The 19,299-nt window shown below is 48.2% G+C and carries 17 protein-coding genes; 6 read left to right on the forward strand and 11 right to left on the reverse strand.

Annotated elements, in window-relative coordinates:
- The first annotated feature begins 193 nt into the window (after nt 1–193).
- From ACLR2L_RS11015 to ACLR2L_RS11025, 3 genes are read left to right on the forward strand one after another with little or no spacing between them, the layout of a single operon-like run.
- Nucleotides 194–490, forward strand: a complete 297-nt coding sequence (locus ACLR2L_RS11015; RefSeq protein WP_413368208.1) for a hypothetical protein — start codon at nt 194–196, stop codon at nt 488–490.
- Entirely contained in the window at nt 487–2,124 is a 1,638-nt protein-coding gene (locus ACLR2L_RS11020; RefSeq protein WP_413368210.1) for a PepSY-associated TM helix domain-containing protein, read from the forward strand. The genes ACLR2L_RS11015 and ACLR2L_RS11020 overlap by 4 nt, the downstream gene beginning before the upstream one ends.
- A complete protein-coding gene (locus ACLR2L_RS11025; protein WP_413368212.1) occupies nt 2,121–2,405 on the forward strand; it encodes a hypothetical protein in 285 nt (94 codons plus the stop codon). Before ACLR2L_RS11020 ends, ACLR2L_RS11025 begins: the two co-directional genes overlap by 4 nt.
- A gap of 92 nt (nt 2,406–2,497) precedes the next feature.
- Here the strand turns inward: ACLR2L_RS11025 and ACLR2L_RS11030 are convergent, their stop codons facing one another.
- Both ACLR2L_RS11030 and ACLR2L_RS11035 read right to left on the reverse strand, forming a co-directional pair.
- On the reverse strand, nt 2,498–3,535 hold the full coding sequence (locus ACLR2L_RS11030; protein ID WP_413368214.1) for a methionine synthase: 1,038 nt from the start codon (nt 3,533–3,535) through the stop codon (nt 2,498–2,500).
- Between the two features lie 21 nt (nt 3,536–3,556).
- The gene (locus ACLR2L_RS11035) at nt 3,557–4,531 is read right to left on the reverse strand and encodes a DUF1852 domain-containing protein (RefSeq protein WP_413368216.1); all 975 of its coding nucleotides are present in this window, start codon (nt 4,529–4,531) and stop codon (nt 3,557–3,559) included.
- Nucleotides 4,532–4,868: 337 nt separating this feature from the next.
- Here ACLR2L_RS11035 and ACLR2L_RS11040 point away from each other — a divergent pair, with 337 nt between their 5' ends.
- The gene (locus ACLR2L_RS11040) at nt 4,869–5,990 is read left to right on the forward strand and encodes a glycoside hydrolase family 43 protein (protein WP_413368218.1); all 1,122 of its coding nucleotides are present in this window, start codon (nt 4,869–4,871) and stop codon (nt 5,988–5,990) included.
- An 89-nt stretch (nt 5,991–6,079) separates the two neighbouring features.
- Entirely contained in the window at nt 6,080–7,039 is a 960-nt protein-coding gene (locus ACLR2L_RS11045) for an alpha/beta hydrolase (protein ID WP_413368220.1), read from the forward strand.
- Nucleotides 7,040–7,078: 39 nt separating this feature from the next.
- Here the strand turns inward: ACLR2L_RS11045 and ACLR2L_RS11050 are convergent, their stop codons facing one another.
- The 3 genes from ACLR2L_RS11050 to ACLR2L_RS11060 all read right to left on the reverse strand — a co-directional run bounded on the left by ACLR2L_RS11050 (nt 7,079) and on the right by ACLR2L_RS11060 (nt 10,864).
- The gene (locus ACLR2L_RS11050; RefSeq protein WP_413368222.1) at nt 7,079–7,693 is read right to left on the reverse strand and encodes a class GN sortase; all 615 of its coding nucleotides are present in this window, start codon (nt 7,691–7,693) and stop codon (nt 7,079–7,081) included.
- Entirely contained in the window at nt 7,690–9,801 is a 2,112-nt protein-coding gene (locus ACLR2L_RS11055) for a marine proteobacterial sortase target protein (RefSeq protein ID WP_413368224.1), read from the reverse strand. The genes ACLR2L_RS11050 and ACLR2L_RS11055 overlap by 4 nt, the downstream gene beginning before the upstream one ends.
- A gap of 142 nt (nt 9,802–9,943) precedes the next feature.
- Complete coding sequence (locus ACLR2L_RS11060; protein WP_413368226.1) at nt 9,944–10,864, reverse strand: sulfotransferase family protein; 921 nt, start codon at nt 10,862–10,864, stop codon at nt 9,944–9,946.
- A gap of 194 nt (nt 10,865–11,058) precedes the next feature.
- On the opposite strand from ACLR2L_RS11060, the gene ACLR2L_RS11065 reads away from it, so the two are divergent.
- Nucleotides 11,059–11,517, forward strand: coding sequence for an RDD family protein (locus ACLR2L_RS11065; RefSeq protein ID WP_413368228.1), 459 nt, complete (start codon nt 11,059–11,061; stop codon nt 11,515–11,517).
- Between the two features lie 68 nt (nt 11,518–11,585).
- Here ACLR2L_RS11065 and ACLR2L_RS11070 read toward each other — a convergent pair whose 3' ends face one another.
- The 6 genes from ACLR2L_RS11070 to ACLR2L_RS11095 form a co-directional block, all read right to left on the reverse strand.
- The gene (locus tag ACLR2L_RS11070; protein ID WP_413368230.1) at nt 11,586–12,338 is read right to left on the reverse strand and encodes a gluconate 2-dehydrogenase subunit 3 family protein; all 753 of its coding nucleotides are present in this window, start codon (nt 12,336–12,338) and stop codon (nt 11,586–11,588) included.
- Between the two features lies 1 nt (nt 12,339).
- On the reverse strand, nt 12,340–14,019 hold the full coding sequence (locus ACLR2L_RS11075; protein ID WP_413368232.1) for a GMC family oxidoreductase: 1,680 nt from the start codon (nt 14,017–14,019) through the stop codon (nt 12,340–12,342).
- Nucleotides 14,019–14,717 carry a DUF1080 domain-containing protein gene (locus ACLR2L_RS11080; RefSeq protein ID WP_413368234.1) on the reverse strand — a complete coding sequence of 233 codons (699 nt, stop codon included), beginning with the start codon at nt 14,715–14,717 and terminating at the stop codon, nt 14,019–14,021. The genes ACLR2L_RS11075 and ACLR2L_RS11080 overlap by 1 nt, the downstream gene beginning before the upstream one ends.
- Nucleotides 14,718–14,939: 222 nt before the next feature.
- Nucleotides 14,940–15,422, reverse strand: coding sequence for a glutathione peroxidase (locus ACLR2L_RS11085; protein ID WP_413368236.1), 483 nt, complete (start codon nt 15,420–15,422; stop codon nt 14,940–14,942).
- Nucleotides 15,423–15,446: 24 nt separating this feature from the next.
- Nucleotides 15,447–16,121, reverse strand: a complete 675-nt coding sequence (locus ACLR2L_RS11090; protein ID WP_413368238.1) for a hypothetical protein — start codon at nt 16,119–16,121, stop codon at nt 15,447–15,449.
- A 165-nt stretch (nt 16,122–16,286) separates the two neighbouring features.
- Nucleotides 16,287–18,803, reverse strand: a complete 2,517-nt coding sequence (locus ACLR2L_RS11095) for a TonB-dependent receptor (protein ID WP_413368240.1) — start codon at nt 18,801–18,803, stop codon at nt 16,287–16,289.
- Between the last annotated feature and the right edge of the window lie 496 nt (nt 18,804–19,299).

Consider the following 19,299-nt stretch of genomic DNA (forward strand, 5'->3'; position numbering starts at 1 on the left):
AGAGCAAGCGTTTTACGGTTCGCCAGTAAACTACAGTCTGACGCTGAACTGGACCTACTAAGTTACCCGAATCTGTTTTGGGTTAACCCACCTGAACAGGTAAAAAAACGCCCGATGAACACACCGGGCGTTTTCGCGTTTTACAGTGATGCATTTTATGCAGTAGGTAAATACTAATCACAAGGAAAACGGTATGAAAGAACACTATCGTGTACTTCGATTCCTGAACTATCCGCGCTTTTGGTTATCAGGCCCGGCAACACTCATTGTGTCGCTGGTGGTTATGCTGGCCATGGCCGCGTGGTTTCCGCCCGGCGCGGGAAACGTTAACAACATCATTATGCCGCTGGTGATGTTTCCACTCATTTGGGCCGTGTTGTTTTTCTACACCTATCTCACCCGCCAGATGCACCAGGCATGGTGGATACTGAGTGGCTTACTGATCCTTAACAGCGCCGTGCTGGCCTGGCAATTCTGGGGGCAACCATGAGTAATGTAACTGAATCGCAACCGCGTTCGAAGGCTAAGGCACTGCTGAATTTGCATTCCTGGTCGGGCATTGCACTGGGCATACTGTTGTACGCGGTTATTTTTACCGGCACGGTGGCCGTTGTATCCGACGAAGTCGGCGAATGGTCGAACAGCAATCAGCATCAACAATTGCTGGCTACACAAAATGTAGATGAGGTGCTATCTAAGCTTGCTGCGCAAACTAACAGTGACTACCTGGAAGAAATTTCAGCCTATGAGGACCACCGGCAAAATCTGGTGTTCTTCTTTCATACGCACAAACAAAATCCCGACGGCGATATGGATGAATACGGCGTGCAGTATAAGGTGAATGCCAACGGCAACATCGCACAACAGCAGGAAGGATTTGGCAGCGATATCTATGCCCAGGACGACAGTTATGCATTAAGCCGGTTTTTGGTATCTATTCATACCGAATTGCATTTACCTGCTCCCTGGGGCTTGATTTTAACCGGTATTCTTGGTTTGGCCATGCTCATAGCGGCAGTGTCAGGATTCATGATGCACCGCCATTTATTCACCGATTTATTTACCATCAGAAAGCAGCGCGATGGAAAATCACTCAAGCGAGACTCGCATACCGTTGCCGGTACCTGGAGTATTCCTTTTGCAATCTTGCTTGCCTTTACCGGCAGCTTTTTCAGCTTTGCCACGGCCTTTGGTTTGCCAGCCATGGCAGTAGTGGCCTTTGGTGGTGATCAGGAAGCCATGATGCATACGCTGGTAGGGGAGCAACAACACAAGAGCGAGGCACCTCAGCCATCTGCCAGTGTTGATACCATGCTGAGCGATGCAGTTAGCCGCCAATCCGCAGTGCCCACGTTTATTGCCATTTCGCACTGGGGCACGGAATCGGCCAGTATGATGGCGTTTTTTATGCCATCCGACGGGGAAGTGGGATTTGCCCAACTGGTATATAACGCAACTAATGGCGACTTTGTTGAATCCAAACCTCAGGTGGGCACGGTGCCGTCGGCAGGCAGTGTGATCATGTCGCTTATTTACCCTGTGCATTTTGGTACGTTTGCTGGCTTTATGTCGAAAATCATTTGGATAAGCCTGGGGGTGGCGTCTTGCTATGTTATCGTTACCGGCCTGCAGTTATATGCGTTCCGAAATGAAAAACAGGCGTCAGGCTGGCGTTGGTTCAGCAGGCTGTGCGTGTGGGGATTCTGTGGCTTACCTTTGTGTTCGCTGAGCAGTGCGCTCGGCTTTTTTGTCAGTGGTGCATTAGTGGCCAATCAGAGTGTGTGGACACCTCTGGCATTTGTGCTGGCTGCGGCAATGGTGTCTATTTTGGCCTTAACGGTAAAATCCATTGTGCGATTACAGAATTTGCTATTAGCAGCAAACGGCCTGTTGTGCCTGTTGTTGCCGGTAACTCGTTACCTTACGTCTGAATTTGGCTGGTTACAGGCGATAGAGCAGGGCAATGTGTCGCTGATGTTTATCGATGCGGTTTTACTGCTTTGCAGTGGCTGGTGTTTCCATCGCATTTATGTGAGCAGCGAGGCGCAGCAAAGTAATACCAACGATGCTGATGCGATAGTTCATGACGAATCACTGAATGATACCGCGGGAGTAGCAAAATGAATCATCTTATTGCCACGTTGCCGTATATTCTGTTTAGCCTGGTGATTATTGGCGTGTTGGCTTATTCGGATCCACGTCGTCGCCAGCTGCACCAGAAAGTGAGTGGTAAAACCACGCGGGCAGGCTTGCCGCTGGCAGTACGTAAAGCGCTGGCGTGGAGTTTGGCGTTGCCGTTTATTCCTATGGCATTGACTGGCAATGTTGCCGGAATGCTGATGTATGCGGGGGCGTTAACTGTAATAGGTTGGCTGGTAACCGAGATCCCCGCGTCGGTAATTTAATTGGCGGGGTTTCTGACGCCTTTAACTATGGTGGCGGTAATGCGGTCATTGTATACCTCATTACCGCGCAACCGTTCTTCAATTAACAGCAATCATAGGCAGTTTGATTGTAGCTCTTGTCGTACGATGGCTGCTCCCGCACTCAAGGCGCTCAACTTCGCATTGGCAATATGTCTGGGCAACGGCGCCATACCGCAGTTTGTGCACGGATACAAATTCTCAGCATCTACAAACTGCAGTGCTTTGCGCAGGGTAGCCGCCACTTCTTCCGGGGTTTCAATTGCGTGATTGGCTACATCTATTGCACCCACCATAACTTTTTTGCCGCGTATCAATTCCAGCAACTCAATGGGTACATGAGAGTTATGACACTCCAGAGAAATAATATCGATGCTGGATTGCTGTAATTTAGGAAATACTGCTTCGTATTGTCGCCATTCTGTACCCAGCGTTTTCTTCCAGTCGGTATTGGCTTTAATGCCGTACCCGTAGCAAATATGTACCGCTGTTTGGCACGTTAAGCCTTCTACCGCTCGCTCCAGCGCAGCGATACCCCAGTCGTTCACGTCATCGAAAAATACGTTAAACGCCGGTTCGTCAAACTGAATAATATCCACGCCTGCTGCTTCGAGCTCCTTGGCTTCTTCGTTAAGAATTTTGGCAAATTCCCAGGCCAGTTTTTCGCGGCTTTTATAATGGTTGTCGTACAATGTATCTATCATGGTCATTGGGCCAGGTAACGCCCATTTTATGGGCTGGCTGGTTTGCTGACGCAGCAATCTGGCATCGTCTGCAAACACCGATTTTGAGCGCGATACCGGGCCAACTACGGTAGGCACGCTGGCTTCGTAACGGTTGCGAATGGTGACGGTTTTGCGATGTTCAAAATCCACGCCATTCAGGTGTTCAATAAAGGTCGTGACAAAGTGCTGGCGAGTTTGTTCGCCGTCACTCACGATATCAATACCGGCTTGTTGTTGTGCCTGCAAGGATAATCCCAGTGCGTCTTTTTTGCCTTCTGTTAGGGCCTGATCAGATAACTTCCAGGGCGACCACAGTGTTTCAGGTTCGGCTAACCAGGATGGCTTAGGCAAGCTGCCAGCCGTTGAAGTAGGTAACAGTGTTTTCATGATGCTTCTCGTTATTCTGTGTTAGGCGTGGCTGGCAGACCACTGTTCAAGGATGTGCTGGTACGGCTTAATAAAATGCTCCTCGGCAAATTTGCCCTGGGCAATGGCTAAGCGGCTGCGCTCTTCCCGGTCGTACACGATGTGCGTAATGGAATGATCAGCGTTGTTCAGTGTTGGCTGATAGCATTTACCCGCTGCAGCGTTAGCGTTGTATATCTCCGGGCGGTAAATCTTCTGAAACGTTTCCATGGTGCTAATGGTGCTGATCAATTCCAGGTTGGTGTAGTGGTTAAGCAAATCACCAAAGAAATAAAACGCCAGCGGTGCCACGCTGTTGGGTGGCATGAAGTAACGCACTTTTAGCCCCATCTTTTTAAAGTATTGCTCGGTAAGTGACGACTCATTGGCGAGGTACTCAACACCCAAAACCGGATGCTGGTTTTCGGTGCGGTAATACACCTTATTGTCTGACACGCTAAGACAGATCACCGGCAACTTTTTAAAGTGCGCTTTGTATGCCTGCGAACTCACGAAGTGTTGAAACAGTTTGCCATGTAGATCGCCAAAGTTACCCGGCACGCTAAACTGCGGCTGATTCTTATTGTGATTTTGCAATAACACGCTGAAATCGTAGTCGCGTACATAAGAAGAAAAGTTGTTGCCAACAATACCTTCTATCCGCTCCTGGGTTTGGTGATCCAGAATATTCGTTTTCAGGATCTCAATAGACGGAAAGGCGTGGCCGCTGCCCGCAACATCCATTTCTACCGAAATAATTTCAAGTTCAACGGCATAACGGTCGCCGGTCGGGTTGTCCCAGTTAGCCAGTGCGTTAAAGCGGTTATTCACCATGCGCAATGCGTTGCGAAGATTGTCCTGTCGTTTGTCGCCGCGCGCCAGGTTCGCAAAATTGGTGGTGATACGGGTGTTGTCTGCTGGTTGATAGTGCTCATCAAAGCACACGCTTTTAATGGTAAACGTAAAATCTGTCTTCATGATGTTCTGCCCGTTTCTCTGGTGAGATATAACCTATGATGTGTGCCTAGCCGCTAAACCCAGTGCAATTGTGCAGGCCGGTTGCAAGACCACGGTGTAAGTTATACGCGCAACCTATCATGAAAAAAAATGGTTTTATTTCATTGAATGATGAGTAATGTTCATGGTTTTGGTGGTGGCAGAATATCTGTGCAATAAGGCAAACGGTGTATCAAACGCCTGATGTGTCGCGAAATAAGGTAAGTTTACTGTGTGGATTCGTAATGGTTTTGCTGTATTAGTTTGTTAAAAGTTTTAACAAACTAATGGCGTGTCACTTATTAATACGGAGGAGTCCATGTACTTGCCTTGTTGCAATCAATTTAAATTAGTCACGCCAATCTGCTTACTAGCTGTTTTAGTCTCTCTAAGCGCCTGTAGTCAGCAACGAGCAAATACAGCAGCACCGCCAGTTGTATTTGATAATCCGATAATAAAATACGACAGCCCGGACCCGACAAGAACACCTGGTGACCTCATTTATACCGCTGATCCGGCGGTTATGGTGAAAGACGGCACGGTTTACCTCTATTCAACTCATGATGAACAATCACCGGAAGGGCAAGATTACCGTATGTACGATTATCGCCTTTGGTCAAGCGATGATCTTGAGCATTGGAATAACAGAGGAGCCGTTTTAACGTACTCAGACTTCGCTTGGGCCAGAGGTGACACGAAAACGGGTAATGCCTACGCTCATCACGTGATTCACCGTAAGGATAGTCACGGAAAATCACAATATTACTTTTACGCTACAGTGGAAGGTGGACAAGTAGACGGGGAATTTGGCTTCGCAATAGGGGTCGCGGTATCTGACAGTCCAGAAGGGCCATTTACCGACCCCCGTGGAATGCCTCTCATCAGATTAGAAGATACGGCGCAATATAAAGACCACTCATGGCGAAACATCGATCCAGCAGTCTTTGTGGATGATGATGGTCGTGCTTACTTATATTGGGGAAACAAACAATTGTGGTGGGTTGAATTAGACGCAGATCTCGTTCATCTCAAAGGGGAGCAGTATGAAAGTGATCAGCAGGGAATAATGCTGAGCCGCAATACAAGTAAAGTGGAAATTCACGCCGTTGATACCTTACCTAACTTTGAAGAAGCACCTTATGTGTCCAAGCACAACGGACTGTATTATTTAGTTTATGCCGCGGGATTTCCAGAAAGCCTTGCCTATGCAACAAGTCAGTCGGTTACCGGTCCATGGGAGTACCAAGGCATCATAATGGAACCATTAGCGGGTACTACTACTATTCATCCTGCTATGTTCGACTTTAAAGGAAGTACCTATCTTGCCTATCACAATGCCCAATTACCCGGTGGAGGAAGTTATCGGCGTTCAGTTTGCATAGACAGAGTGTACTTTAATGACGATGGCACCATTAAACCTATAGTGCGTACTTCCAGATAGCTTACTTGAATTTAGTATCGTTTTACATGCATATCCTGGCTTTCAAGTTTGAAACCGGATGTGCCATTAATTGAGAATGAAAAATTATCATGTTGAAATTCCATTTTTTAGCCTTAGCAAAAGGCCGGTTTTTACTTACTAACGTCCTTTTTCTGGTGGGCTTAACGTCATACGCTGTAGGTGCTCAGACAAATGATGAAATGACCATCATTGCAGAGCCCGCTCAGCCAAATGCAATCGAACTTGGAACGTCTTTGAGCAGTGACCACTCAGTAGAGGAATCCTGGTACACCCAATACGGTAGTCGGTTTGTTCGAAACGTGACAGTGGCAACGTTGACACCTGTACTTCCTGATCCTGCGAATGCGACAGGTGCTGCGGTCATCGTTGCGCCTGGGGGCGGTTTTCGAAGCTTATCCATGGATAATGAAGGCTGGCAGGTGGCCACCGCGTTGGCCGAGCAAGGAATAGCCGCATTTGTTTTAAAATACCGGCTAAACGAAACGCCTAAAGAATTAAGCGATTTTCAGCACGCGATGACAAGCATGTTTTCGAATGCAGCACGCAAACGGCCAACGTTTAATCCTGACGAGATGAAACAAGCTATTGCACCGCAACTGGAAGATGCAAAAGCCGCTTTTGCGCTCATAAGAAAACGCGCCGATGAATGGCATGTGGATCCGGACAGGGTAGGCATGATTGGATTTTCAGCCGGTGCAATGCTGACACTGTCTACTACCTTGCTTGTTGATGAATCACAGCCGGCTTTTATAGCGAATATCTATGGTCCTTTGGGCGCGGTAAATACACCTGCCAATGCGCCGCCTTTATTTGTTGCTATTGCTGCGGATGATCCCATTTTTTCTGGCAATGACTTTGGATTAATCGAAAGTTGGAGCAAGGCTAAAAGACCAGTGGAATTCCACTTTTATGAACAAGGTGGTCACGGTTTCGGCATGTATCAAAAAGAAACAACCAGTACGGGTTGGTTTAACGCCTTCAGCCGCTGGCTGACTATGCACGGTATGATTGCAGAGTCACCCTTATAGCAACGAAAGACTAACAGACTGGCGAAAGGCTGAAGGCTATTAATTGTTTAACTGTTTGGCTTGCACTATATACCGAAGTGGTGGATTCACATTGAGATCATCGAAGGGATAGCAGGTAATCAGATACAGTGCTTCGTCTGTGGGATTAATTGACCAGTTGTTTGTGCGGGTATCAACGACAAAAATATCTGCAATGGTGTATTGAATCCAGATGCCAGACCGTATCTGGACCCTCAAAATATCTCCAATGGTTAAATTGGCAAGCGCTGCAAAATGCGTGTCTCTGTGACCATGAATAACAGCCGTGCCCGGCTCTCCTGGCAGGGCTGTACCGTCTGCATGGCCAGGGCCAAAAGCCAGGCTGGTACCATGGCTGCCGGATAAGACATAGAGTGATGTTGCTTGCCCGGGAAATACGAGCTTTGCTACTGGCCAGGTGTCGGCCCAGGCCCAGGGTCTGGTATGTTGCCCTGTGTGCAGGGTTTGCTGCCAGGCATCGGCAATCAGATACTGCGCCACACTGGCTTTGGCGTTTATCCAAAGCGTGTTCCCCCAACACACCAGTACAAACGCACAAAGTAACAAACTGAACAGCTTCGCTGAATGACGCTTGACCTGGATTGCCGGTTTCTGAAAACGGGTTAAACTAATCACGCTGAACGTACCCGATTGAAATGCAGAATAAACATGGCCAACACACCCCAAAGACCCAGCCAGAAGGTTAACGTTGCAGAGGTAGCGGTATTGGCAAATTGCATGCGCTGCTGCAATGCGCCATCGGGCATAACATTGGCAACGGGCTCACCAAATAGCGGCAACAACTGCGGCCTTACAGGCGTGTCTTCAATGGCTATCAATGCGGTAAAACGGGTAAGCAGGCTGTGGGTTAATGCCACGTCTAATATCGCATCGCGCACTGAGTCGTTGGTTAGCTGGCCACGTCTGCCCTGATCTTCAATATCAGCCACTTTGTGCCTGGCCCACAGCGCGCCAATCCCGGTTGTAGAAACGGCGTTATTGGCCTGAATAGTGGTTTGCCAGGGCTGCTGCGCGGTATTGCCGCTAATATTGATGTGTTGCAGAGGTTGAGATAGTTTTGCGAAGGCCAACAGCGCTTCAGAATGAAATAAATCCGCAGACTGTGAAGGGTAGGGCTCTACTTCCTGTGGCCAGTTAATGTTGATATTGGTGGCCGCAACATGATTGAGCTTATTAAACAAACGTGACATTTTGCCGTACACATCATCGCGGTAGCCGATTAACTCATAACTACCACGGCCTAATTGCGCCGCCTTTGTCATAAAAAACGCATTGGGTGCACTGCCTATGCCAACGGTGAATAATCGTGCGTTGTGGCCGGGTTCGGTTATTAAGTTAAACAGCATTTCTTCGTTGCCGATTGCGCCATCGGTAATAAATACGATTTGCTGCAAGCGTTCCGATTGCGCAAGCTGGCCGTAAGCTTCCTGCAAGGCTGGGTACATTTCGGTACCGCCATCCGCTTCAAGCGAGGCAATCCATTGTTTGGCAATGTGTTTGAGATCGGCACTGGCAAGCACGGTGCGATCATTAAAACGCTGCACCCGATCACTAAACGCAATAATGTTAAAGCGGTCGTTGGGGGAGAGTTGATCAACTGCCAGCGCCAGGCTGGATTTGGCCTGGATCATGGAATTACCCTGCATGGAGCCAGACGTATCGATAACAAAAATGATGTCTTTGGACAGTGCCTGTTTTACCGGCGCATTAGGTGGGATCATCATTACCATGGCATAGGTGTCGCCATCGGTTTGTTGCTGGAATACTGCTGCTCGAGGCTGCGATGAGGTTACCGGTGTCCACTGCAACACGACATCCCGATCCATTTCTACCAGGTCGTTAGTAAACTTAATGTGATATTGTTCAGGCTGCTTTATTACCTCTATGTTGTGATAAAGGCCTTCAATTGAGGCTAGTTCCATACCGGCTTGAAGGGAAAGGTTGAGCTGCAGCGGATTCTGCAAGCCATAGACCGGTGCGGCGATCATGGCTGGTGTAATGTCGGGAGCATCAGGCACCAAATCCGTAGCGGTTGCCCAGCCAAAAGGGCTGGTATTTATGGTGCTACTGGTGTTGTTATGTGTTGCTTCTGCGGGCAGAGATATACCAGGTATGTAGCGTGGCGTGAGGGTAGTAGGCAGCCGCCATTCAAATACTCCGGCCTGGTACTTAACGGTATCGATAAAGGTTAATTTGATTTCTATTTCTTGACGCGGGCCAATATTGGCGACCTTTTGCGTAAACAGGTTATCGCGCTGTTGCAACGTGAGCGCGGCACGTTTGCCTTCTGAACGGGCCTTTTTATACAAGGTTTCTGCGCTTGCCCGCTCTTTTACTTCGCCAATAATGCGCCGCTCACCAACCTTCATCTCAAGTCGCTGCACAGCAGCCATTTCAGGTAGTGGAAACACATACACGCCTTCTACCCACTGATCCGAATTATTTTTAAATCGCTGAATATAGTCGGTGGTTACCACCAGACCACTAATAGATGCCGTTACCACTGTTTCGAGGTGCAATGAAGGCAACCGCTGTCCGCTTTCATCGGAAAAGGTGAGCTGGCCCGCATGTTCGCTGTCATTTGGCGCTGCCAGTACTTCAATACTGAACAAGGAAACCACCGCCGCAAGCGCAATGGCTAGCAGCCACCACAGCCAGGTTTTGGATTTGCGTTTGGGGTGCGGGTCGAAGATCAGGTGCTTGGGGATACGTTTTGGGTACATAGTGACAACAAGTGAATGAACAATGATGTCATTGAATCAAACAAAAGTGTCACCATGAGGCACTGAACATGGATTAGTAGCAACAAACTATGACGAATTATGGCAGGTTTGGGGCGCAAATCATTAAGCCAGTGCTATGCTATCAAGACGATTTGTACCAAGGGATTTTCCGCTCCAATAATGTTTCCAGTTTGGTTGCTTCGTCGTAGAACAAACTCGCTAGTTCCTGATGCAAGCTCGGCGATAATTTAGGGACGGCTTTGTTGTTTATTTCGCTCAAAGTCTGTGTAATTTTGGTCGTTATCCGCGGAGGAAGCCAGGATTCAAGTGTTTTGCGCGATGAATCAGGCCAGTTTAACCATCTGTCTAACATCAGGCTTCTGGGTTGGGTAGGGACTTTTCCACGTTTACTCATGTCAGGCGTAAATGTATCTGAGATACCCAAATGACGGCAAATCCTGTGGTAGGTCTCAAGAGGGTGCTTTACCAAATCGTCGTACAGAATGACCAATAACTGGGATTTATCGAAGTGCTGATAATATCGTTCGAGCTGTTCAGTGTATCTGCCCAATCGCGTGTAATGCCAGTCCCATCCCCATCCCGCAGCTACACGGCTGTCTTCGCTTTCCAGCGCATTTTGTAACGACAGTGGCTCAGTTTGAAATTGCACATTCATGCAGTAATGGGAGTAAAGTCTGGACACCGGCTCCCTCAGGACTGCAATTAACTTTGCATCCGGCGCATGCTGGGCAATGCGTTGTGCAGTTTTAGGGTAATACAAATAGCGCACTGATGCATCGGCGCGAATTTTTGCATCACCGGCATTCGCAAAAGCCTGTTCATAATCTGCTTCAGTAACCAGCGAGCGACTGTACTGAATATGAAAATTCATTTTTGGCGACAACGGCCCTGGGTGCGATAAATCTTCGTTAACCAATGCAAAATAATTGGGTTCTTTGTAGGCGGAGAAATACACCTCCGGATGTTGATTCAAATAATCTGCAATCGAGGTTGTTCCACATTTTGCAGCACCAATTAAAAAGAAATTGGGAACGTTTTGCATAAACAGCATTCAATCCTTGTTTTAGTAATCCGGCTACTCGGCGCGGTTGTTCGACAGAGTATAGCGTAAATCCATGATACAAAAGCAGCGAATGCACGGAAACTAATTTGCCGTTATGTAGGTCAGAAGGCCATGTATTAGCGAGAGCTATCCATCTGTAATTAGTCTTTTATACACTCAATGAAGGAGAAGAAATGTCGATGAGTCAGGAATATGCTGGGTTTTGGTTGAGAGTAGGCGCGGCGCTAATTGACTCAGTATTATTGTTAATTGTGATTTGGCCACTTATGGCCGCTATATACGGCTTGCAATACTGGACCAGCGGACACTATATACTGGGCTTTTGGGATCTGGTTATAAATTATTTACTCCCTGCCATTGTGGTGATTATTTTTTGGATTTACCGTTCTGCTACACCCGGCAAAATGATGTTGAAATTAACGATTGTCGATGCAAAGACCGGAAATGCCCCTACCAAAGGGCAATATATTGGCCGATACCTGGCTTACTATGTGTCTGCCATTCCATTATTTATGGGTTTGATTTGGGTGGGGTTGGATAAACGCAAACAAGGCTGGCATGACAAACTGGCTGGCACCGTGGTTTTGAAAATAAACCAAACTGAAGCCGTTAAATTTGATGCTACAGTGTAATTCTCAGCATAACGAACGGAAAACAATCCGTTCGTTATGACTGAATAAATTTACCCACCAACGGGCGTTTAGGCATACTCCGCGAGTCCAAGTGAAGCCAGCACATCATCAAGGTGATCCATGGCCTCTTTAGTTGGGCCCGGATAATCCCCCGCAATAGCCACGTTACCCATGTAGCCGATTTCCTTGCTGCCGGGCACAGAACAAAAATACGCTGCCAAAATTAATGTGCGCAAGCGGTTAAATGCCTGAGCCGGTGGATGGAATTCAACCGGCGCATCTTCGGTACCAAATGCAATGGTATCCAGAATGGCCATTTGGCGGGTATTATCCAGTGCTGAAAATGGCTCACTATGCAGTAACATAGCTTCGTCATCCAGCCAGATTAACAACCGTAAAATGGTATCGCGATCGCGCTGCTGCCCGCTGTAGGGGGCACTTATCCATTCATCCACTACGTGAGGTGCGCCTATTTCAAGCGCTCCCGGCTGCCCGTTTTCCGCCGGTACCAACATAGTACTGATACGGGCAATGATCTGTAATTGCGCCTCGCTGAGTGTTTTTGGCCAGGGCGACGTGGGAGGAATGATGAGATTAGGATCTTTCCCGTAACCTTTTAGCACGATAGGTTGTATGTCTGTAGTGGGCCAGTGACCTACTTGTGGTGTGGCGTTTTGCAACGCTGCTGTGCCAGTTTCAGGTGTGCTGGTACAGGCTGCCAGGCCAGGCACGGCAGCGCCTGCCACCATTAACCCGAAAAGCTTCAAAGACTCGCGGCGAGTCATTTGCGGGAGCCTGGATGCGAAGTGTGAGTGCGACATATTACAAGGCTCCTTTGTGAAGTTGACCGGCCAGCCAGTTTGCGTTGCGCATTGCCAGCGTTAATATGGTGAGGGTGCAGTTTTTATGGGGATTGGAGGCAAAGACACCGCCGTCCATGACAAACAAATTCGGACAATCCCAGGTTTGCCCCCATTGATTAGTTACCGAATCCTCTTTCGACTCACCCATGCGTGTTGTGCCCACTTCATGAATTATTTGCCCGCCTTTGGCAATGGCTTGCTCAGGTGAGGGCAAATCACCTACTGTCGCCCCCATGGTTTGCAAAAGGTCTTTAGCGGTTTTAAGGCCATGTGCAACCTGATTTAATTCGTGTTCAGACCATTTCCAATGGAATCGTGCAACCGGAATACCCCATTTGTCGGTGACATCCGGGGCGATGTCCATGTAACAGTCGGTGTTAGGTAACATCTCGCCGCGCAGTGCAAAATACACAGACGCACCATAATTGGCTTTGGCTTCGTCTTTCAGGGCTTTTCCGTAGCCTTTGAAGTCGCCCGATACCCAGGCGCCGGGTTCTCGAAATCCGCTGCCTATTTCAAAATGATAACCCCGTGGGAAATTCAGTTCGCCGTTTTCCTGTGCTTTGTGGCCCCACCAGGGAATAAACAAATGATTGGCGGTATGTCCGTCTTCATTATAGCGAGGGCGATTGCGCAGTGCAGGGATGGTTGCGCCCAGTCCTGCACCGGTAGAATCCATCAGATTCTTACCCAGTTGCCCGCTAGAATTTGCCAGTCCCTGGGGATGGGAGTCAGACGCAGAATTGAGCATGATACGCGCACTTTCACAGGCACTGGCGGCTAAAATAACCACCCGGGCAGGGAGTGTTAACTGCTCACTACTGGTTTTATCAATATAGGTTACCCCGGTAACCTGTCCGTTAGCATCGGTAGTAACCTGCTTCACCATGGCATTGGTGATCACGGTTAAATTGCCGGTTTTATGTGCCATGGGTAGTAATGAGGTGGTTGTTTGAAATGCCGCTCCAATGGAGCAGCCATGCCCACATGGCGTGGCATAGAAGCAGGCTGCGCGATCGTCTTTGGGTCGGGTTAATACGGCTCGGTGCATGGGTACCGCTTTGAGACCCAGCTTATTGGCTGCTGCCGCTACCAGCAATTCCGGCACGCGTGGTGCGGGTGGTGGTTGCAACACGTCTGGCGCGGAATCTGGCATGTCGTTGAGGCCCGTGTTGGTGCCACACACGCCTACCAGCGCTTCTGTTTTATCGTACCAGGGCGCAATATCACTGTACTCAAAAGGCCAGTCTGCGCCCAGTCCATCCCGCGACTTACCTTTAAAATCGTGCTCACTAAACCTCAAAGAATAGCGTCCCCAGTGGTTGGTGCGACCGCCAAGCATGCGAGCCCGCCACCACAAAAATTCGGAGTCTTCGTCGGTTGTGTAGGGCTCATCAGGCACCGTCCATCCGCCGTCCACTGTGGCATCATAGTAGCCAAAATCTTTATCGGTATTGCCAGACGCCATGAGTGGCGCATCTGCATTGCGTTTGAACATGGGGGTTTCAGTTTTGGGATCATAGTGGCGACCGGCTTCCAGCAGCAGCACCTTGATGCCTGCTTTGGTCAGTTCGTAAGCTGCCATGGCGCCGCCAGCACCAGAACCAACAATGAGTACGTCGTAATCCGCTTTGCTCATTAATGCAGCTCCCTGATTTTGATATTCTTAAACCACACTTTGTCACCGTGATCCTGCAAGCCAATATGCCCCTGAGTTTGTTCTGCAAAACCCTGCCAGTTGGCAAATTTACTGGCAGCAACCAGTTTGTCCCAGGTGGAAGAGTGCATCACAATGTGAACGGTCATGACGCCATTTTGCCAAACCTGTAGCACATCGTTGTTCAGCGAAATGGTTACAGTGTTCCATTCTCCGGCAGGTTTATAAGCGGTTTCAGGAGCGGCTACCATGTCGTAAAGTGAACCAGAACGGTGGGTGTCCAGTTTACTGTCGGCGTGCTTTTCATTGTCGATGATCTGAATTTCCGGCGCGTGGGAGAACACGTATTTTCCGGTTTCATCGGCCAGGAAAAATATACCGCTGTTACCGGCTTCGGATATCTTCCAGTCCAGTTTTAGCTCAAAGTTGTTGTATTGCTGGCGGGTAATTATGTCACCTGCACCGCCTTCTGTGAGCGTGATGGCGTTGTCCTGAATTTGCCACTTGGGGCTGATATCCTGCTGCTGGTAATTGCGCCAATGCGATAGGGACTTACCGTCGAACAGCAATTGCCATCCCTGTTGTTGTTCTTGCTCAGAAAGTTGGTTGTCGCTGGCATGACTATGAATGGCGGTACCCATAAGCATCATGGATATAGCAAAAGCTGGAAGCGCTTTCATTTTTTAGGCTCTCTTGTCTTGGTGCATTCTTGTTATGCATCCAGACTAACACAGCAGATGATGCTCACAACTGTTATTGGCTTGTTAATAAAGAAGATACGACCAGTTTAAGAGGGATTGGGGTGAACCGCAGATCCAATGAAATTGGGTTAGTGGGTAGCGCAAGTGGGTAAGGGAAAGACACCGTATGTGAAAAATACGGTGTCGTAGGGCCTGTTGTTGCTAGATATTCAGCATGCTTTCAATATCGGCCTTCAATGCTTCGGGTTTGTCTTTAGGGGCATAACGCTTTACGGTTTTGCGATCGCGGCTCACCAGAAACTTGGTGAAATTCCACTTAATACCCTGAGTGCCTAACACGCCCGGCGCGGCTTTTTTGAGGTACTGGTAAAGCGGCGTTGTGTTATCGCCATTTACCTCAATTTTTGCCATTACCGGAAACGTTACATTAAACGTTAGCGAACAAAATTCCTGAATGGCTGTGTTGTCGCCTGGCTCCTGTTTGCCAAACTGATTGCACGGGAACGCTATAATCTCCAGTCCCATGCCCTGGTATTCCTTGTATAGCGCTTCCAAACCATCATATTGGGGCGTAAAACCGCACTTGCTGGCGGTATTTACAATTAACAGCACTTTGTCGTTGTAATCTGAAAGTGGTACCGACTGGCCTTTGCTGTTGGTTACGCTAATTGTATTGAAATCCATTATGTAAAACCCGTGAGTTAACCATTACTGGTGAGAATTTTGCCATAGAATACGGGATTTTAGTCTGTCTGGGATCGTTAAATTTACATCGCGCTCTAAAATAATATTGCCGATAAGCATAACGTGTTCATCCAAATGCAGGCTGGGGGTGTCGCTGCTGTTACCTTTATTGGGCCGTTTGAAGGTAATGTCACCGTCTATCTGGCAGTGACCTTTAAAGCGGATATCACCATTTACCGTTTCAACGTTGCCACCTATTGTGATGTCAGAAGCATCCATATCGCCGTTTACCGTTATTAAACTGCCACCAATTTTGGCGTGGCTGCTTAATTCGATATCGCCGTTAACTGTAGTGATGTCATGATTAACGGAGAGATGGTCGTTACCCTCTACGTCACCGTTTACTACGTCGATGGATGCAACGTTATCGTGTTCACCAATACTTACGCCACCATTTACCGTGCTGATGCTGCCAGCGTTAACGTGATCACCCAGTTCTATTCCACCATTCACGGTAGATAAATCCGATACAGTGCGATGATCACCAATATCGATACCGCCAAATACCTTACTCACACTACCTGTATAGTCGTCGCTGTGGTGATTACCGCCAACATGAATAACACAGCCAGATAAGACGAAAGACAGGGTTAATCCCAGTGCGATAGTACGAAAAATATGATGTTTGGTAGATTGCATAATGTGTTTGCCTGCTGATAAATCTAACCACACTTTACCATTGGCGCAGTGCAAAGCAGACCGTAAATTCTTTACAAGGTGTGTCGACAGACACATTTTTAAACAGTGTGTTAAGGCGAACGAGAAACACCGGGGCAGTTACCCCGGTGTCACGGTTGGTAAAAATCAGAAGTAGTGGTAACTAACCCGAATGCCCACTGTTCTAGGTGGTTCGTAAACAGTAGAGATTACGTTGTCTACCAAACCGAGAGTTTGAGTAATAGACTCTACACCTTCGTTGGTAAGATTGCGGGCGTAGGCCATAACCTGCCAATCGCCATCCATTGTTTCAAACTGCAGCGACGTATCGATGGTAGTTACCGCATCAGCGCGTTGTACCGGTAGATAATCAAACCCTATCCAGCGTTCATCACGATAGCGGGCGTCTAATGAATAAGTGCCTGTCCAGTCATCCATTTCAAAATGATAATCGATACCCAGGTTGCCCGACAGCCTTGGAGAGTTTCGCCCCTCTTTGCCTGAGCAATCGACATCCCAGATACCGCCGTTTTCGGTGGTTTCAACGAGTGTTTGGTCGCAACCCGTTACCACTCGCACATCTGGATCCGGGGTAAGTTGCTGGTAGCTGTACTGTTCAATTGTGTTATTCAGGTACTGCAGAGTACCGCGTAAGGTTAGATCGGCAGAAGCCGCATACCAAATATCAAATTCTGCACCTTTTATACTGGATTTGCCGATATTTTCAGTAACCAGTGCAGAGTTACCGTTGGCGTCCAGACCCAGGTGACTGGCTTGTTGATCTTCGTAGTCCCAGTAAAACAGTTCAGCGTTGAACTTGAGCACACCGTTCATAAACAGGTTTTTGCTGCCGATGGTATAGGCGTCCAAAAATTCAGGCTCAAACTCTTCTTTACCCGTACTTAACGTAAAACCACCAGACCGGTATCCGGTTTCTACGCTGGCATACAGTAAACTGTCTTTAGCTGCATCATATTCTGCAGCGATACGATAGGTGATTTCGCTTTCATTACGTGTTCGTTGCACCGTTGTCGGATTGATGAACAACAGGTTTGCACGCAGATGGTCTGGTGCGCCCGGGAACAGGGGAATTTGACCAAAGGGAACCGGGCCCGTACCAATGCCTGGCGCGCCAACTGGAAGATCGGCAGGATCAATTTGTGCCAGCGTTTCTTCAACGGTTAATCCAGCCGGAATGACCGGGGCGCCATCGCAGTTAGGTATAACCGGGCCACCCGGATAGACTTCCATCTCGCGAATACAGACGTTCAGGAATACGTTGGCCACACCGTCCATTGACTTTTCATCATCGCTCCAGCGTATGCCGCCAACCAAGCGCAGATCGTCGTTAACATGATATGTGCCGCGGGCAAACAACGCAGTGGACGTGGACTCAGATGCGTTAATAGTTTGTGTAGATTGCAAACTGTATTGGTTGAACGACATGGCACCCGATACCGTTTCGTCAAAGTAATACGCGCCTAAAATCCAGTCTGTATTGCCAGCGGTGAAGGAAAAACGCGACTCAAGACTAAATTGCTCGTGGTGTTCATTGTTTTCAGCCGCCTGGAAACCCGGGCTAACAAATACTAAATCAATATCGGCTTCGCGATAGGCGGGCAGGATCACCAAATCACCCAGGCCTGTTTTCAGGTTAATTTCGCCAGTGATCCCAACATACTCGTTATCCAGGTAAGACGCGCGTTGAGGCGTTGTAGATGTAAACCCCGGTGTCGTTGATAGCGATGCAAAATAGTTGAGGGCCGCATCGGTGTACGGGCCAGTAAATGGTTTAGATACTTCCTGTGGCGCAGGGTTAAAATTATAGCCCGGGATATTGTTTGGGTTATCACTCACACCAGCGAATGGGAATCCATAGGTGCCTAAATAGGTTGGCGCACTGCCAGTACCCTGCGTAGTTGAATAATCTACACTCAGGCGTACCGATAAATCGTCGCTTATATTGCCCAAAATCTGAGCTCGTAGGGCTGCATCATCTGTAGAGGCCGTGCCATCGTCGTTGTAGCCGTCATTTGACAATGTAGCGCCAGCTACACGCGCTGCCCAGTTATCTGCCAATGGGAAGTTAACGGCGGCTGAAGTTTCTAATGTGCCATAGTTGCCAATGCCAATGGAAAGACTGGCCGAATGCTCATCCAAAACAGGCTTTTGAGGGATAATGTTAATCGCCCCCGCCGTTGCATTTCGACCATACAGGGTACCCTGCGGGCCTTTTAATACCTCTACGCGTTCCAGGTCCAGAAACGACGCGGTTGTTGCCGACGGACGCCCTATATAAACACCGTCAACGTTAAACGCCAGAGCCGGATCGGTATAAGCATTCACCGCAAAGTTGCCTACGCCGCGAACAAAGTATACGGCGTTGGAACCACCACCACTCACTACGCTGAGTGACGGTGATACTTTTGCCAGGCCCATTACATTGGAAACACCGTCGCGAGCGAGTTCGTTTTGAGTGATGGCATCGATTGGTAATGCAGCATCCTGGATGCTTTCGGATTTTCGTTGAGCTGTAACTTCAATTTTTTCGAAGCCATAAGCGGGTTGGTTTGCGTCTGCCTGCTCAGTCGATTGTGCTATCGCCTGACTACTTAACGCCAGTAGTACTGCCAGATAAACCGGCTTTTTATTGTGTGTTGTCATTGTGTCTTCTCTGTGGAGTGAATAATTAATGCGCTCATTCAACATCGAAAGCTATGACATCATGTAAACAAGTAGTTAAAAAATTGTTTATTTTGATTGGATGTATCTAGGATTTTAATAATTAGGCAATGTAGTATTTTTTCAGTTTATTCGAATGAAATAGGTGAAATTGCGCCGGTTGTGTAGGTGTTTTTTCTGAAGTTTACGTAAATTTAATTCGCATTGATTTTCCGGGGAATGATAAAGCGCACATATCCTTGATATTTTGATACCGTGCTATAGGGTAAAGAGGAACAAGCTAATACCAATTCGCATAGAAGTTTGCTCTCTCAGAGTGAGTCAAAACGACTTAGATCACGACGCGCACTCTGAGGCATAGTCATTCTATGTCCAGAGGGCGCAACACAGATTTAAGTCGTTTTGGCCACTCCCTTTGGGCAACACTGGCAGACTTTTTAGCGTTGTTACGCTTGCTTGATTTGGAACCACCAAACCT

The sequence above is a fragment of the Alteromonas sp. AMM-1 genome, from assembly GCF_047290655.1.
Taxonomy (GTDB): domain Bacteria; phylum Pseudomonadota; class Gammaproteobacteria; order Enterobacterales; family Alteromonadaceae; genus Alteromonas; species Alteromonas mangrovi.

Coding starts and splice junctions, on each gene's coding strand:
- ACLR2L_RS11080 (WP_413368234.1), bottom strand. CDS start 14,717: ATGAAAGCGCTTCCAGCTTTTGCTATATCCATGATGCTTATGGGTACC.
- ACLR2L_RS11015 (WP_413368208.1), top strand. CDS start 194: ATGAAAGAACACTATCGTGTACTTCGATTCCTGAACTATCCGCGCTTT.
- ACLR2L_RS11065 (WP_413368228.1), top strand. CDS start 11,059: ATGTCGATGAGTCAGGAATATGCTGGGTTTTGGTTGAGAGTAGGCGCG.
- ACLR2L_RS11060 (WP_413368226.1), bottom strand. CDS start 10,864: ATGCAAAACGTTCCCAATTTCTTTTTAATTGGTGCTGCAAAATGTGGA.
- ACLR2L_RS11055 (WP_413368224.1), bottom strand. CDS start 9,801: ATGTACCCAAAACGTATCCCCAAGCACCTGATCTTCGACCCGCACCCC.
- ACLR2L_RS11030 (WP_413368214.1), bottom strand. CDS start 3,535: ATGAAAACACTGTTACCTACTTCAACGGCTGGCAGCTTGCCTAAGCCA.
- ACLR2L_RS11035 (WP_413368216.1), bottom strand. CDS start 4,531: ATGAAGACAGATTTTACGTTTACCATTAAAAGCGTGTGCTTTGATGAG.
- ACLR2L_RS11070 (WP_413368230.1), bottom strand. CDS start 12,338: ATGTCGCACTCACACTTCGCATCCAGGCTCCCGCAAATGACTCGCCGC.
- ACLR2L_RS11085 (WP_413368236.1), bottom strand. CDS start 15,422: ATGGATTTCAATACAATTAGCGTAACCAACAGCAAAGGCCAGTCGGTA.
- ACLR2L_RS11095 (WP_413368240.1), bottom strand. CDS start 18,803: ATGACAACACACAATAAAAAGCCGGTTTATCTGGCAGTACTACTGGCG.
- ACLR2L_RS11045 (WP_413368220.1), top strand. CDS start 6,080: ATGTTGAAATTCCATTTTTTAGCCTTAGCAAAAGGCCGGTTTTTACTT.
- ACLR2L_RS11020 (WP_413368210.1), top strand. CDS start 487: ATGAGTAATGTAACTGAATCGCAACCGCGTTCGAAGGCTAAGGCACTG.
- ACLR2L_RS11025 (WP_413368212.1), top strand. CDS start 2,121: ATGAATCATCTTATTGCCACGTTGCCGTATATTCTGTTTAGCCTGGTG.
- ACLR2L_RS11075 (WP_413368232.1), bottom strand. CDS start 14,019: ATGAGCAAAGCGGATTACGACGTACTCATTGTTGGTTCTGGTGCTGGC.
- ACLR2L_RS11040 (WP_413368218.1), top strand. CDS start 4,869: ATGTACTTGCCTTGTTGCAATCAATTTAAATTAGTCACGCCAATCTGC.
- ACLR2L_RS11090 (WP_413368238.1), bottom strand. CDS start 16,121: ATGCAATCTACCAAACATCATATTTTTCGTACTATCGCACTGGGATTA.